This window comes from Clostridium sp. chh4-2 (assembly GCF_002899675.1).
Lineage (GTDB): Bacteria > Bacillota > Clostridia > Lachnospirales > Lachnospiraceae > CHH4-2.
Map to the genome: position 1 here is coordinate 103,097 of NZ_PKUU01000001.1, position 15,509 is coordinate 118,605.

General features: G+C 46.4%; 17 protein-coding genes. 1 reads left to right on the forward strand and 16 read right to left on the reverse strand.

All coding sequences use genetic code 11. The annotated features are described in order from the left end of the window. Window positions 1-5: 5 nt before the first annotated feature. The 13 genes from hisD to C0033_RS00555 form a co-directional block, all read right to left on the reverse strand. Window positions 6-1,304, reverse strand: a complete 1,299-nt coding sequence (gene hisD / locus C0033_RS00495) for a histidinol dehydrogenase (protein ID WP_103225915.1) — start codon at window positions 1,302-1,304, stop codon at window positions 6-8. 61 nt (window positions 1,305-1,365) lie between these two features. Next, window positions 1,366-2,010 carry an ATP phosphoribosyltransferase gene (gene hisG, locus C0033_RS00500; RefSeq protein ID WP_103225916.1) on the reverse strand — a complete coding sequence of 215 codons (645 nt, stop codon included), beginning with the start codon at window positions 2,008-2,010 and terminating at the stop codon, window positions 1,366-1,368. Between the two features lie 8 nt (window positions 2,011-2,018). Next, on the reverse strand, window positions 2,019-3,281 hold the full coding sequence (hisZ, locus tag C0033_RS00505) for an ATP phosphoribosyltransferase regulatory subunit (RefSeq protein ID WP_103225917.1): 1,263 nt from the start codon (window positions 3,279-3,281) through the stop codon (window positions 2,019-2,021). Window positions 3,282-3,421: 140 nt separating this feature from the next. Next, the gene (locus tag C0033_RS00510) at window positions 3,422-4,000 is read right to left on the reverse strand and encodes a Holliday junction resolvase RecU (RefSeq protein ID WP_103225918.1); all 579 of its coding nucleotides are present in this window, start codon (window positions 3,998-4,000) and stop codon (window positions 3,422-3,424) included. A 37-nt stretch (window positions 4,001-4,037) separates the two neighbouring features. Continuing rightward, window positions 4,038-4,664, reverse strand: coding sequence for a hypothetical protein (locus C0033_RS00515; protein WP_103225919.1), 627 nt, complete (start codon window positions 4,662-4,664; stop codon window positions 4,038-4,040). Between the two features lie 38 nt (window positions 4,665-4,702). Further along, entirely contained in the window at window positions 4,703-5,659 is a 957-nt protein-coding gene (locus tag C0033_RS00520; RefSeq protein WP_103225920.1) for an RluA family pseudouridine synthase, read from the reverse strand. Window positions 5,660-5,670: 11 nt separating this feature from the next. Continuing rightward, window positions 5,671-6,249 (reverse strand): O-linked GlcNAc transferase-like protein, encoded by a 579-nt coding sequence (locus tag C0033_RS00525; protein WP_103225921.1) that lies wholly within the window; start codon window positions 6,247-6,249, stop codon window positions 5,671-5,673. 48 nt (window positions 6,250-6,297) lie between these two features. Next, window positions 6,298-7,056: an SDR family NAD(P)-dependent oxidoreductase gene (locus tag C0033_RS00530; RefSeq protein WP_103225922.1), complete on the reverse strand. Its 759-nt coding sequence runs from the start codon at window positions 7,054-7,056 to the stop codon at window positions 6,298-6,300. 19 nt (window positions 7,057-7,075) lie between these two features. Beyond that, a complete protein-coding gene (locus C0033_RS00535) occupies window positions 7,076-8,974 on the reverse strand; it encodes a YgiQ family radical SAM protein (protein WP_103225923.1) in 1,899 nt (632 codons plus the stop codon). Beyond that, window positions 8,971-9,630, reverse strand: a complete 660-nt coding sequence (locus C0033_RS00540) for an HAD family phosphatase (RefSeq protein WP_103225924.1) — start codon at window positions 9,628-9,630, stop codon at window positions 8,971-8,973. The genes C0033_RS00535 and C0033_RS00540 overlap by 4 nt, the downstream gene beginning before the upstream one ends. Next, window positions 9,617-10,357, reverse strand: a complete 741-nt coding sequence (locus C0033_RS00545; protein ID WP_103225925.1) for a pseudouridine synthase — start codon at window positions 10,355-10,357, stop codon at window positions 9,617-9,619. The genes C0033_RS00540 and C0033_RS00545 overlap by 14 nt, the downstream gene beginning before the upstream one ends. Continuing rightward, the gene (locus C0033_RS00550; protein ID WP_103226167.1) at window positions 10,357-11,709 is read right to left on the reverse strand and encodes an RsmB/NOP family class I SAM-dependent RNA methyltransferase; all 1,353 of its coding nucleotides are present in this window, start codon (window positions 11,707-11,709) and stop codon (window positions 10,357-10,359) included. Before C0033_RS00550 ends, C0033_RS00545 begins: the two co-directional genes overlap by 1 nt. Before the next feature lie 78 nt (window positions 11,710-11,787). Next, complete coding sequence (locus C0033_RS00555) at window positions 11,788-12,591, reverse strand: peptidoglycan DD-metalloendopeptidase family protein (protein ID WP_103225926.1); 804 nt, start codon at window positions 12,589-12,591, stop codon at window positions 11,788-11,790. Between the two features lie 63 nt (window positions 12,592-12,654). On the opposite strand from C0033_RS00555, the gene C0033_RS00560 reads away from it, so the two are divergent. Beyond that, a complete protein-coding gene (locus C0033_RS00560; RefSeq protein WP_347501000.1) occupies window positions 12,655-13,557 on the forward strand; it encodes a nucleoside recognition protein in 903 nt (300 codons plus the stop codon). Here the strand turns inward: C0033_RS00560 and C0033_RS00565 are convergent. Genes C0033_RS00565 through rsmD form a run of 3 tightly spaced genes read right to left on the reverse strand, consistent with a single transcriptional unit; the run spans window position 13,517 to window position 15,168 of the window. Then, complete coding sequence (locus C0033_RS00565) at window positions 13,517-14,098, reverse strand: vacuolar family H+-ATPase subunit H (RefSeq protein ID WP_103225928.1); 582 nt, start codon at window positions 14,096-14,098, stop codon at window positions 13,517-13,519. The two genes, C0033_RS00560 and C0033_RS00565, sit on opposite strands and share 41 nt — an antisense overlap. Window positions 14,099-14,129: 31 nt before the next feature. Continuing rightward, on the reverse strand, window positions 14,130-14,606 hold the full coding sequence (gene coaD / locus C0033_RS00570) for a pantetheine-phosphate adenylyltransferase (protein ID WP_103225929.1): 477 nt from the start codon (window positions 14,604-14,606) through the stop codon (window positions 14,130-14,132). A gap of 1 nt (window position 14,607) precedes the next feature. Next, a complete protein-coding gene (gene rsmD, locus C0033_RS00575; protein WP_103225930.1) occupies window positions 14,608-15,168 on the reverse strand; it encodes a 16S rRNA (guanine(966)-N(2))-methyltransferase RsmD in 561 nt (186 codons plus the stop codon). Between the last annotated feature and the right edge of the window lie 341 nt (window positions 15,169-15,509).

Consider the following 15,509-nt stretch of genomic DNA (forward strand, 5'->3'; position numbering starts at 1 on the left):
ACCTCCTATTCCTGGTCTTCGAATCTGACGCGGATGGAATTGGCATGCGCAGTCAGATGTTCTGCTTCAGCAAATTTAATGATGTCTTTATGAATTGGTTCCAATGCCTCTCTGGAATAGTAGATCACGCTGGATTTTTTGATGAAATCATCCACGCTCAGAGGGGAGAAGAATTTAGCGGTACCATTGGTCGGAAGCACATGGTTAGGGCCGGCAAAGTAATCGCCCAGCGGTTCAGAACTGTATTCACCGATAAATATAGCTCCCGCGTTCTGTATCTTGGTCATAACCTCAAACGGATTTTTAGTCACAATTTCCAGATGCTCCGATGCGATCTCATTAGCCGTTTCAACAGCCTCTTCTAAGGTATCCACAACCAGAATGTATCCATAATTATCCAGAGACTTCTGAAGAATTTCCCTTCTGGACAATGTTTCTACAAATGCATCCGCCTGTTTCGATACCTGTTCTGCCAGTTCCATGCTGGTTGTGACCAGTATGGCGGAAGCCAGTTCGTCGTGCTCCGCCTGGGACAGCAGATCGGCGGCCACATAGCGCGGATTGGCGCTTTCGTCCGCAATCACCAGAATCTCACTTGGGCCGGCAATGCTGTCGATGCTCACATGCCCGTATACCGCTTTTTTAGCCAGTGCAACGAAGATATTGCCGGGTCCCACAATCTTATTCACCCTTGGAATGGATTCCGTACCAAAGGCCAGCGCTGCAACTGCCTGGGCGCCTCCCACTTTATAAACTTCCGTCGCTCCGGCCAGATGGGCGGCCGTTAACGTGACAGGGTTAACCTTTCCGTCTCTTCCCGGAGGGGTTACCATCACAATATGCTTTACACCGGCTACTTTAGCCGGAATAATATTCATCAGTACGGAGGACGGATAAGCCGCCTTTCCTCCCGGCACATAGACACCTACGCTCTCAAGGGCTGTGATCTTCTGCCCCAGCAGAGTGCCGTCCGGTTTGCTGTCAAACCAGCTGTGACGCACCTGCATCTCGTGATAGCTGCGTATATTGATCATGGCTTTTTTCATGACGGCCAGAAGTTCCGGTTCCACCTGATCCATGGCCTCTTTAATCTCTTCCTCTGTTACGCGGATATTGTCCTGATTGGTAACCGCCTTATCGAACTTTTCCGTATATTCAAATACGGCCCGGTCTTTCCGGTTCTTCACATCATCCACAATCTGCTGCACGGTTCCCGCATAGCTGTCATAATTATTGGGATCGCGTTTCAGCAGATCCGCCAATATATTCTGTTTTGACTGTTCATCTAATTTAATAATCTTCATAGCTGCCTCCCATTTTTGCCATAGATGCGGCATCTTATCCATAAAAGCATCTTCTGCCGGCCTACTGTTCCTGCAGTAAAAGCTTTAAATCCTGTATAATCCTGGTAATGCGTTCATTTTCCCGTTTCAGGCTCACCTGGTTTACCACCATTCTGGCGGACAGCGGGCACACTTCTTCCAAAACAGTCAGTCCGTTTTCCCGAAGCGTGGAACCTGTTTCCACGATATCCACGATCACTTCCGATAATCCCACAATGGGAGCCAGCTCAATGGAGCCGTTCAGTTTGATAATCTCAACGGTCTGATGCTTTTTATTATAGAAATAATCCTTGGCTATGTTGGGATACTTGGTTGCAACGCGGATCATCTCATGGTGCTTTAACAATTCTTCGGCAGACTGCGGACCGCATACGCACATTGTGCATCTTCCGATTCCAAGATCCATCACTTCATACAATTTACGCCCTTCTTCCAGAATCGTATCCTTTCCCACAATGCCGATATCCGCAGCTCCATATTCCACATAAGTGGGAACATCGTTAGCCTTGGACAGGAAGAAACGGTAACCCAGTTCTTCATTGGTAAAGATCAGTTTTCGGGAGGATTTATCCTTCATCTCTTCGCAGGTGATGCCGATTTTTTCAAATAATTCCAGTGACTTGTTAGCCAGACGCCCCTTCGCCAGGGCAAATGTCAGATATCTCATAAAGCCTCCTAATGTAAATATTCACTGAGCAGAATCAGGTCTTGCTGATTGTTAATCATGTCAATGGCAAGCACCTGTTTCCCGTCCTGCGCCAGATACAGTAAATTGCGGATGCCGGAACGCTCTGCATACGATTTATATTCCTCCAACTGCTTTGACCGGGATTTTCGCGTAAGGCCTGCAGCCATATTCAGAGTTCGGAAATGCCCTGCCAAAGCGATTGCATTCTCGCGGGCTTCTTCATCATAAAGAATCAGCGTATTGGCCATGGATACGGGGATCTCGATCTTCTGCCTGGATAAGGCCATCATCAGACGGTCAACCACAATGACAAAGCCTACCGCAGGAGTGTCCTTTCCAAACTGTATCAGCAGCTTGTCATAACGGCCTCCGGTGACCACATAATCGCCCGTTCCGTAGGTATAAGCTTTAAAAATGATACCTGTATAATAAGAATATTTGCTCAGCATTCCCAGGTCATAGGAGACATATTCTGAAAGGCCGTATATATTCAGAATCCGGTTTACCTTTTCCAAACGTTCGATCGCATGGATGGCTCTTTCATTCTGAGTAAATTTCTTCGCTTCCAAAATCTGTTCTAAGGAGCCGAATAATTCCGGAAGCTTTAAAAATACCTGTTTTAAAGAATCATTCATGGGCTGGGATTCCACCAGCTCTTCCACGCCGAAATAATTCTTATTCTCAATCAGTTCTCTGAGCTGTTCCTGGGTTTCTTCGTCCATTCCGGCCTCTTCCACCAGGCCCCGGAAGAATTCCACCTGGCCTAATTCCACCTGAAACTCCTTTAACCCCACAGAGATCAGGGACTGGATCACCATGGCGATCATCTCCGCATCCGCATCGCTGGAATCGTCTCCGATCAGCTCCACGCCGGTCTGGGTGGACTCCTTTAAGCGCCCCTGATAGCTGGTGTTGTTGATGAACATGGGTTCCAGATAACAGAGCCTTAAAGGCAGCGTTTCGTCCATGAAATACTTCGCAACGCATCTGGCGATGGACGGCGTCATATCCGGGCGTAAAACAAGGGTGTTATTGTCCCTGTCAAAGAATTTAAACATCTCGCTGGAAACCACACTTCCCCGTTCCTTTTTAAAAATATCAAAGAATTCAAAGGTGGGTGTTTCAATATTCTGATATCCATAGAGATGGAATACTTTCTGGATCTTATCCTGAACAGCTAATTTTTTGGCACATTCCTCCGCATAGATATCCCGGACACCGTCCGGTGTATGTAAAAGTTGATTATTCATAACGCCTCCTGGTCTTATATCTCCTGTTATCATACCACCGTATACTTTCACATGGTAAAGTGATAATTTGATAACGTGTTTCTAATTATAGAAAATATTCACACAATTGTCAACCATTTCATGATCCTGGGTTTAAACTCCTAGTTACTGTTCACGGCTCCTGGGGGCTCTGCCGTCTGATCTGGCTCCGATTTCCTGTTTATATCCTTTTGTATCATTTTAAGATAATGCACCAAAATGTCCCTGTGGCGCCCGATCTGCCATTCCTTATCCATCTCGTCATAGGTAAAGCTTTTCCTTCCGCCGTTTTCCATTCTCATCCAGAACCGGTAAAGTTCATCAAAGGGCAGATAGTAGATTTCGTCCAAAGAGGTGAAAGAGATGATAAGAAATGCGATCCCTCCCTGGTCTTCAAATTCTTTCATGAACTGTACCTGGTGGGGATGGACATTCTGCAGAGGAAATGTCTTAACCGCACATTCCTTTGCATCGAAGCAGACAGGTATTCCCTGCACCGTTCCGATATAATCCACAGTGCTCTTCTGGTCAAAATATGCCAACGTGATATGACGTGATTCCTTCGCAATATTGATAGGCGTAATCGGCGTGGGTATCTTTTGGATAAGGGCCAGTTTCTTTTCCCGGTAAATCTGATTGCTGTGGTTAATCATGTCCTCCAATGTGGAACCGCGAAGTCCCCTGCTGTTCCAGGTTCCCATATAAAACCTCGTTTCCGCCGCTTATGCGGCCTGATAATTAATCATCGCTCCAGGATACGGATCTGATGGAATAGACCTTGTTTCCATGCACGGAAAGCGGCACCGGTTCACTTCCGCTTCTGAGCGGGTCCATGCACAGGTATCCATCACTGTCACTTCCTACAATGAGAACCCAGTGGGAAGCGCCGTTCCCATTATTCTTCACTCTTGCCAGCGGATAAATGCGCTTTTTCAGCCACTCATCGATTTTTTTGCTGCTGACCGATGACTCCACATTGACAGAGCTGTTTAGCAGAGCTTTTCCAATCTCTCCCCATACAATATCACCGGAAGCGTTGTACACTTCTTTTTCGGTAAAAAGGCGGTTTAATTCGCCTGGGGTAACGGGCTGGTTTCTGTTTTCTTCTTCCGCCTGTATGGAAAGCGCAGATGCGATACAGGAAGTCAGGCAGCCGGAGCCTCCCATCGTATAGGAAGATTGTCCAAGCTTATCCTCGCTCCACCGGCTGTCTTTTTGAAGATAATAGACCACAGACGGCGGTTCAAAAACGGCAGAAGGTGTGACAATTACTCCCTTCTGCGGTCTGCGCATAAGAAGGCCGCAGGCGCCTGCTGCCAAAAAGACAATCAATATTAGAATAAAAGGGATATATTTCTTTTTCATAAGTTCTCCTGTTTAATCCAATGACAAAAGAGCTGGAATCAGCTCTTTAAAATCCGGTTGAACGTATCCGGCAGCGGGGCCGTATATGTTTTCCCGCTTAGATAGGCCAATGGTTCCGGCAGCGGCGGAAACACAATTTGATAGGAATGAAGGAGCTGGGACGTGATTCCGTATTTCTTTTTCGCCTCGTCGTTGACTGATTTGATTCCGTATTTATAATCTCCCACAACCGGATGTCCGATGGATGCCAGATGGGCTCGAATCTGATGGCTTCGTCCCGTGATCAGCGTTACCTTTAAAAGTGTATATGGGCCATGATAAGCCAGCGGCTCATATTCCGTAAGAATGGGAACGCTGCCGTCAATTTCAGTCTCATGGATTGTGACCTGATTGGTCCGCTCATCTTTTGTAAGATATCCGTTAATGGTCTGCTTATCCCGCAGTTTTCCGGCCACGATACACTGGTAATATTTGTGAATGCTTCTATCCTTAAACACCTCTGCCATAATCTGAAGGCCGGGAAGCGATTTTCCTGCTGCCACAAGCCCGCTGGTGTTCCGGTCTAAACGGTTGCAGACAGAAGGACGGAAACTCCTTAAATTTTCTTTTGTCAGAGCATTGCTGTCCAGCAAATAGTCAATCACATATTCCACCAGCGATTCATCCGTATCCCTGGCCTTTTGCGACAGCATTCCGGCTGGTTTATTAATCAAAAGAATATGGTCATCCTCATAGATGATGTCCAGTTTTTTCTTTTTAACCTTCTGCACCTTGATCTGAGAGAATTTTTCTATGGTTTCTTCCGCCAGATAGAGCTTGATCTCGTCTCCTGCGGCCAGCTTTTCGGAACCATCGCATTTTTTATCATTTAAAACAATATTTTTCTTTCTCATCATCTTATAGATGAAGCTTTTTCCGGCCAGGTTCAGATATTTACTTAAAAGTTTATCCAGACGCTGACCGGATTCGTTGTCACTGACAGTTAACAGCCGCATGATGTACTCCTTTACATGGATAAACTTTTCAGCAGATCCAAGCTGTATCCGGTACTGCCGTCGTCCTCGTATTCCGAGGCAGGTTTCAGCTGGTCTAACCGTTTAAAAAATAAGGATTCCTCTTTAAATATCTTCACATGAGGGTCCAGTTTATGTCCTGCAAACATTTCATTTAAAAACTTTTCCGCCTTCGCCGCATCCACTTTTTGAGAAATGCAGTAGGCATATACCCCGCGAGGATGGACAGCAATGGCGTCCATCGGCATTATGGCTTCCTTCGATGTGAGAATCAGGTCATACAAGACCGGAAACTTGCTTTCATAGGGAAGAACTCTTTTGTAAAATTCTTCCGAAGAAGTGGTAAACCGCCAGGAAGCCAGTAACGGCGACGCTGCATTGGCGGTGGGGAGCACAGAGAGAATGGCCATAACGGTCAGAATATTCTTTGCCGGCACACTGTCGGTCAGATTCCTGGCTAAAAGCTGTGCGATAATCATCAATGCTCCAAACAGCACCTTGAAGAGCTGGATTTTTCTGTGGTAATTTCGATAGCCGTATTGGCCTTTTGCTCGTTTGTTTGAATGCTTCATATTTAACCTCGATTTTACTGACTGCAGCAATCTGAACGATTGCTGATTCTATATAATTTCCATCACCTTTAGCAGCAGTCCGTGTGGAAGAATTTTACAAAGAATGTGAAATGCCTTCATTAACGGCCCGTACACGGAAACGGCTTTCCCGCACATGGTGTCCCGAAAGGCCAGATCAACCACCTTTTTCGGGTCTGCCATGGCAAGCTGCTTATAAAGAGGAATTTTACCCGTAGTTTCCGCAATATCGAAAAATTCCGTTTTTACAGGCCCCGGGCAGACTGCCGTCACGTAGATCCGCTTTTTACGCAGCTCACAGGCCAAGGCTCTGCTGTAGCTCAGCACAAATGATTTTGTGGCGGCGTAAATGGCGAACTTAGGTTGCGGCAGAAATGCTGCGGAAGACGCAAACTGCATGATCCGGCTGCTCTCAGGCATATAAGGAAACACCATATGGGTGACAGCGCAAAGAGCTTCACAATTCAGGCAGACCATGCCGGTTTCATCGGAAAGCTTTAAGCTGCCCACCTTCCCGATCTTGCCAAATCCGGCCGCATTGATTAATAGCTTGACTTGCGGCTTTTCCATATCCAATGCCTGCTTAATCCTATCCCTGTCTTCTGTTTTTAAAAGGTCCGCCTCTATCTTTCGTACCGGAACATCTAATTTCTGTTCCAATTCCTCCAGCCGTTCCATTCTTCGGGCAATCAGCCAGATCTGGTCGATTTTAGGGAACCGTCTGGCCGTCTGTATGGCGGCCTCCCATCCCATTCCCGAAGAAGCTCCTGTAATAACAGCAATTTTCATAGCAGCAATTCCTCCTATATTATTTTTTAACCGATTTTTTATGAACATTCCGAATTGTTTTTTTCGGTTTTTTCTTTTGTACAGCCGTTTCCTGTTTTCGGGACGGCTGGTATGGAGAACCGCCTCTTGGCCGGATCAGGCATTTTTTATCAAATCCGATTAAATCGGTGCGGCCGGCCGCTTTTAATGCTTCAGCCACCAGTTCATAGTTCTTAGGATTCCGGTACTGGATCAGCGCTCGCTGCATGGCCTTTTCATGAGGATTTACCGGCACATATACCTTTTCCATCGTTCTGGGATCATATCCGGTATAATACATGCAGGTAGAAATCGTCGACGGAGTCGGGTAAAAATCCTGAACCTGTTCCGGCATATACCCTAGATCTCTCAGATATTCGGCAAGTTCCACCGCTTCTTTCATGGAAGATCCGGGATGAGAGGACATCAGATAGGGAACCAGATACTGCTCTTTGCCAATTCTGGCGTTCATCTCCTTATATTCCTTCACAAACTGCCGATATACGCTGTTTTGCGGCTTTCCCATCCTGGACAGAACTTTGTCCGCCACATGTTCGGGAGCCACCTTCAGCTGCCCGCTGACATGATATTCGCACAGCTCCTTTAAGAATTTCCGGCTGGGATCAGCCAGCACATAATCAAACCGGATGCCGGAACGGATGAAAACCTTTTTCACCTTTGGCAGCGCCCTCAGTTTTCTGAGAAGAGCAATATAATCGCTGTGATCTGCCCGCAGATTTTCACACGGTTTTGGGAACAGACACTGACGGTTAGGGCAGGCCCCTTTGGTCAGCTGCTTTTCACAGGCAGGGAAGCGGAAATCTGCGGTTGGACCGCCCACATCGTGAATATACCCTTTAAAATCAGGCTCTTCCGTTAAAAGTTTGGCCTCCTCAAGCAGGGATTCGTGGCTTCTGGCCTGAATGATTCTGCCCTGATGAAAGGTCAAAGCGCAGAAGCTGCATGCGCCAAAACAGCCGCGGTTGCTGATCAGGCTGAATTTAATCTCCCGGATTGCCGGTATTCCGCCTTCTTCTTCATAGCTCGGATGATAATTCCTCATATAGGGAAGCCCGTAAACCTCGTCCATCTGGAACTGGTCCAATGGTTTTGACGGCGGATTCTGCACAACGTAGAGATTGTCCTTATACGGTTCAACCAAACGTTTTCCTGTAAACGGATCGGTGTTGCAGTATTGAATATAATAGCTTTTGGCATATTCTTCTTTGTTTTCCACGAGATCAGGAAACGATGGCAGCATCTTATAATCATAGACGGACTCCAGACTTTTCGTCTTATAAACGGTTCCGTCGATAAAAGTGATATCTTTAATGTCAATTCCGCTGTTCAGCGCATCGGCAATCTCCACGATGGACCGTTCTCCCATCCCATAGGAAATGAGATCCGCCTGGGAATCCAGCAATACGGAACGTTTCAAACGGTCTGACCAGTAATCGTAATGGGCCAAACGCCGCAAACTGGCCTCAATCCCTCCAATGATAACAGGAACATCTTTATAAACGGAACGGATCAGATTACAGTATACGATGGTGGCGTAATCGGGCCTTTTTCCCATCACTCCGCCCGGCGTATAGGCATCCTCTTTTCTTCTTTTTTTAGAAACGGAATAGTGATTAACCATGGAATCCATATTGCCGGCCGACACGAGAAATCCCAATCTTGGCTTTCCAAGAATTGTTATGCTTTTGCTGTCCTTCCAGTCAGGCTGAGCGATAATCCCCACCTTGTATCCATGGGCTTCCAAAAGGCGGCTGATGATGGCGGTGCCGAACGAAGGATGATCCACATAGGCATCTCCCGACACATAGACAAAGTCGCACTGGTTCCATCCCCGGATACTCATATCCGTTCTGTTAATTGGTAAATAATCATGCATCATGCCATAACTCCATTCAGTAATTCGTAGTAATCATTAATAAAGTAATCTGCGAGGGAACATTTTTCCTCTCTTAAATCCCTGGAAAATTCATCGTCTACGGCGCATACCGTCATGCCCGCCCTCTTTCCGGCCAAAATCCCGGCCGGGATATCTTCAAACACCATACAGCGTTCCGGTTCTGTTTTCAGATGACCGGCCACCTTTAAATAAATATCAGGCGCAGGTTTTCCGGCTGCCACTTCACATGCAGTCGTCACTACCTGAAAGTATGAGCTTATTTTCAAAGATTCAATCACCGCGTCCACCATTTCCCGGCCATTGCTGGTGGCAATTCCGGCTTTAATTCCATGTGTTTTTAAAAACTCCAGAAATTCTCTGGCTCCTGGTTTTAAACTCACCTGGTGGCGGTATTTATCAATGGACATTTGGGTCCATATCTGTTTAATCTCATCTAACGACAGAGGAAGTGAAAAACGATCTTTAAAATAAACTGCTGTTTCCGTAAAGCTCATCCCCTCGATCTCACGCTGTAAATTTTCCGGAAGCTCATAGCCGTATCTGCCTAAAAACTCAATATCAATGGCCTTCCACATCCACATGGAATCCACTAACGTTCCATCCAGATCAAATATTACTGCCTTTTTATTCTTCATCATAGTTTGTTAATTCCTTCAATTCTTTTAATTCAGTTTCCGTCAGCGGACGGAATTCTCCGGGTTTCAGGGATTCATCCAGTTTCAGACAGCCCATGGACATGCGTTTTAAATAAGTGACCTGGCAGCCGAGCGCTTCAAACATCCGTTTTACCTGATGGAACTTTCCCTCATGAATGGTTAAAAACACTTTGCTGTTCTCTCCGCTGGATTCTGTAACCACCAGCTCCGCCGGCTTCACAACCGTTCCATCGGTTAACGTGAGACCCGCTTTCATCTGTTCTGCGGCATCTTTTGGCAGGCGGCCTTCTACCTCGGCATAGTAGACCTTGTCCACGTGCTTTTTCGGTGAAAGCAGGCGGTGCGCCAGTTCCCCGTCATTGGTGATCAAAAGCAGTCCTTCCGTATCGATATCCAAACGCCCCACCGGAAACAGGTCCCTTCGCACATCGGCCCCCAAAAGGCTGATTACGGTCGGATGAACATTGTCTTCGGTTGCTGATACCACACCATTTGGTTTATGCAGCATATAATATTCATATCTGCGGTAGTTTACGATCTTTCCGTCAAAAGAGACGTTGTCTTTTTCAGGATCGATTTTCCGGTCTGTTTTCTTCTCAACGGCTCCATTTACCAGGATCCGCCCTTTTTTGGCAGCTTCCTTCATCTGGCTTCTGGTGCCCAGATTCATTTCCGTTAAATATTTATCGAGTCGAAGTTCTTTTCCCATCACTGCCACCGCCATCCCGGATAATATTTATTTTTCAAATTCCGCTTATTGCCTTTTGCAAAACCTAGGGGATATCCGTCTACACCGATCAGGCACCATCCGTTTCGTTCCGGTTCGTCCTGCTCCAGTAAAATCGTCTCTCCCTTTAAATACCGGATCACCCTGGGATCGTCATGGGCAAATGAAATGCTGTTTTCAAATTCATCCATCTTTAAAGCCATAGCAAGGGCCTGAGACGGTTCGAAACGGTTCTTTTTCACCTCTCCCATCAGCAGCCCGGTTCTCAAATACCGGAGCTTGTGACGCTGTCTGTATCCCTTTGGAAGGTAATAGATCACTCCCTGGCGTTCGACCAGGCGCCCTTTTTCCACCGGCATGGATATCCGGTTCAGAAATTCCTTTAATTCCGGCAGCTTGTCCAATGTGAGCGGCTTATAATCAGGCGCTTCCTCCGTACCGATTCCCTTTTCACCCTTTTTTCTCAAAAGCGCTATAAAATGCCCTTCCCCTTTGATCTTATGGGGAAACAGACGTACGCAGCCGTCTAAACCGATGCCGCCCGCCGCACCTTCCCACAGTGGAATGGGAACCAATTCCATATCCGGGCAGCGTTCCAGCAGCCACCGGATCACCTCTTCATCTTCCATCATGGAAAATGTGCAGGTGGAATATAAAAGAGATCCTCCGGGCTTCAGCATAGCCGCTGCCTGAAGGATAATTTCCCTTTGAATCGGAGCATAGTATTCCGGCCCATGTTCCAGCCAGCTGGTAATCATTCCGTGGTCTTTTCGAAACATCCCTTCACCGGAACAAGGCGCGTCCACCAAAATCTTGTCAAAAAATTCCGGATATACGCCGGCTAAACGCTCCGGTGAATCGCTGGTCACACAGATATTGGGGATTCCCAAAAGCTCTAAGTTCTTTAAAAGGGACTTGGCCCTGGAATTGCTGATATCATTGGCAACCAGCATTCCCTCTCCCTTCAGCTTTGCCCCTAATTCCGTGCTTTTGCCTCCCGGCGCCGCGCAGAGATCCAGCACCATATCTCCCGGCTCGACGGAAAGCAAGCTGGCCGGCGTCATGGCGCTGGGCTCCTGCAGATAGTAAAGCCCTGCATAATAGTAAGGATCTTTTGCCGGACGGTCCGCTTCCTGATAGTAAAATCCATTGGAAATCCAGGATACCGGCTGTAAATGGAATCCGGACACAGCCTGAAACGCTTCCGGTGAGATCTTCGCCGTATTAACGCGAAGCCCGTAGAGGCGTTCCTCCGAAAAACTATCGATATAAGAACTGTATTCTTCTTTTAACAGTTCTTTCATTTGTTCTGTAAACTGCTCAGGTAAATTCATGATATCCTCAAATTCTATTGTTTTCTTCAGGCGTTCTGCCTTACACGCCATTATATCATAAAAACGCTTTCTGTGGGGTTAATAGCTGTATTTTAGGCGATATTTTTCCAGGTAACGCAAAATCCAATAAGGATTCACGCTCAATTCGTCAAAGTGGTCAGTTTTCAGATAGATGCCAAGATGAAGGTGAACATCGAAATTGCCAACCGTTCCCGGCACTGTGCTGTAACCGGAATCTCCCATATACCCAAGCAGCTGGCCTGCGGTCACGGTATCCCCTTCCTGAAATTCCTGGCTGTACTGATACAGATGTGCATAGTAAAGATAGACCCCCGATGGGGTGCGGATTCCAATCCTCCACCCGCCCTTTTCCAGCCATCCCACTTTTTCCACCGTTCCGTCGCTGATGCTGACAACCGGATAAGTGCCCCGTTCCATCCCGGTGCCCATGATATCGCAGCCCTCATGCGGGCGCTCCCCGCCGTATTTTCGTGATTCGCCCCAGCTGTCCCCATAGCTGATTTCGGGAATTTCACTTCTGCTGCTTAACGGGATGGGAAAATATTTCAAATCCGTTAAAATGCTCTCATACGCATTTTTCAGTTTCCGGTATTCAATGGGTTTTCTCGCCAATACCCTGCTGTTTTCATAAGTAAGGCTCTCCTGGTCCCTCAGATCATATTCATGATCCAGCATCAAGGTTGTGAGCGCATCATAGTCGATGGAAGTCTGGGACGCAATCAGTTCACCCAGCTCCATAGAGCGGAAGTCATCGGTTTCCCAGGTATAGGAATCCAGCTGGTAATAATTGGGGTTATTGACCAGATAATCCACCATGGTCACTTGAAAAACTGCCAGCAGGCAGATCAGGATTATAATCATAGTTCCACAGCCTTCACATATATTTGTATAAACCATTCTATTCAGGCTGTTATGAAAAAATCCATGATCCGAGTTATTCCGATTGTAGTGCTGCTTCTTCTCTTATGGAATCCGGTGCTGTCCTCCCGCGGAGCCAGAAATGGTCTGGTGCTGTGGGCCGATGTGGTGCTGCCTGCGCTGATGCCGTTTATGGTGTGTTCCAGCATCATCGTTTCCTTAGATGCAATCCATATTCTCACCCGGCCCTTTAAGCCGCTGTGGCATTCCGTGTTTAAGCTGTCTGATGCGGGAAGTTATGTTCTGATGTCAGGCCTTCTCTGCGGCTATCCGCTGGGAGCCAAAAACTGCAGCGAATTTATGGACGACGGCAGAATCACGGCAAAAGAAGGGAAATATCTGCTGGCCATCTGCAATCACCCGAGCCCCATGTTCTTACTGGGCTATACGGTACAGAAACTTCCACCGGGAATTCCTCTGTGGAGATTCCTTGCGGCCGTCTACCTTCCCGTATTCGTCATCTCCTGGATGGCGCGTTCCATGTACGGTATTCAAAAACCCTCCTTCGGGGAATCCGGGAACCACGAAAACAGGCAGTCCTTTGATGAAAGCCTGATGAGCGCATTCGACGTAATGACAAAAATCGGCGGCTATATTATGCTGTTTTCCATTTTAGTGGAATTCGTTAAAGAACTATCCATAGATCCGGTCATAAAGGCAATGTTTTTAGGCCTGATCGAAATGACCACCGGCATCCATGCCATATCCACCCAGATGAAAGGCATTGTCTGCACAGTTTTAATCATTATGTCCGTCACATTTGGCGGAATATCCGGCATCTTTCAGACAAAGAGCGTTATAAAAAATGCCGGATTATCCATCCGGCATTATATCTTCTGGAAGCTGGTGCACAGTTTCCTATCCTGTATTATCTTTCTTCTGTTGGCGCGGCTGGTTCCGGTTCACTAGGAGCCATTCCGCCGGAAAGTTCGTTGCGGTTAGCGGTCACGATATCCAGACTGGATTTCATGGAAGAGAAAAATGCATCAAATCTGCCCTGTGCGCCTTCCATAGAATGAGAAATAATGGCCTGAAGGCTCTTTAACATATCGTCCGTATACTGAACGGCGCTCTGGCGGATATTGTTGGCATCATTCACCGCGCTGTCCACGATGGCCTGTCCCTGCGCATTGGCCTGTTCAACCACCTGATTAGCGGCTTCATAAGCACGCTGCATAATCTCGTGCTCGTTAACCAGTTCATTGGTGTGAGCGGTGGCTTCCTTCAGCATGCTGTCCGCCTGAAGGCGGGCTTCATTGAGAATTGCATCCTGGTTGCTGATAATCTTCTGGTACTGTTTAATCTCATCCGGAATGCGAAGGCGCAGTTCCACTAAAAGCTCCTCCAGTTCTTCCTTATTGACAAGGATTTTTGTATTGGATAACGGCTGGAATTTGCAGCCATCGATGTACTCTTCAATTTCGCTGATTAATTGTTCAATTCTACTCATAATATGTACTCCTCACCTTCTATGCTTGATTTTAAGCAAATTTTTTCTTAACCAATTCTGCAATTTCAGGATGAAGAAATGCGCTGATATCACCGTGATACATAGCAATCTCTTTCACGATACTGGAACTGAGATAGGAATATTTTAAGTTTGTAGTCAGGAATAACGTATCGATCTCAGGGGCAATTACCCGGTTGGTTTGGGACAGCTGTAACTCATATTCAAAATCTGTAATAGCCCTTAAACCTCTTACTATAACATTGGCGTTATTCTTTCTGACGAAGTCGATTAATAAACCATCAAATGACTGAACTTCTACATTCGGCAATTGATTGGTAACACTCTTTAACATATTAACACGTTCTTCCACAGAAAACAACGGAGATTTTGAATTATTATTCAAAACTCCGAGAATTACGCGGTCCATAATTTTAGAGGTGCGTTCAATAATATCATAATGCCCCAAAGTAACGGGGTCAAAGCTTCCCGGATACACAGCTACTGCCATCTTAACAATCTCCTTTGTACACAAATAAATGTTTATTGGTCTTATAGTTTTTAACTTTTTCAACCGTAAAACCCAAAGAGTCCAGATAATCAAGGTTTGTGTTAAGAGAGGCTTCAATGATAATCGTGGTTTCTTCATTAATAAGAGCGGATTTTGACAGGTATTCCATCACATACCGCTCATGCTCATGGTCATATGGGGGGTCCATGAAAATATAATCAAATACATATTCTTTGCCTTCCAGCCGTTTTAAACCGGTCAGCACATCGCAGGACATCACGATTCCACGTTCTTCCAGCTTTGTCGTGGCTAAATTGGATTTAATACAATCCACTGCCTTGGGATTATTCTCGATAAATACGGACAGCCTGGCTCCGCGGCTCAATGCTTCGATTCCGATTCCGCCGCTCCCGCTGAATAAATCCAGGAACTGACAGTCAGCCAATCCGGGCTGGAGCATATTAAATAAGGTTTCTTTAATTCGGTCTGTGGTCGGTCTTGTATCCAAACCATCTATTGTTTTTAAAAGTAAGCGCCTGGCGCTTCCTGCTATTACACGCATAATTTTCTCCCAGTTAAATTTCTTTACTATTATAATATGGATTTTCTTCAGATACAAGGATTATTTCGTACATTTTTCGATACATAGCATTCGTTTGTTACTGTTCACGGCTCCTTGGGCCTCTGCCGTCTGGTCTGGCTCCGCGCGGTATATACAGCCTTTCCTGTGACTTTGCAGGGCATTAGCAATTCTTAACGTGCAGAATTTTTCGTTCAAGGGAAATGTCCACCTGTTTGAGCAGAGCGAGTTTGGACATTTCCCTTGGTTTTTAGAAAAATCCTGCACGTTTAGAAGTGCTTATGCCCGAAACCGGAACAGGAAAGGCTGTATATACCGCGCGG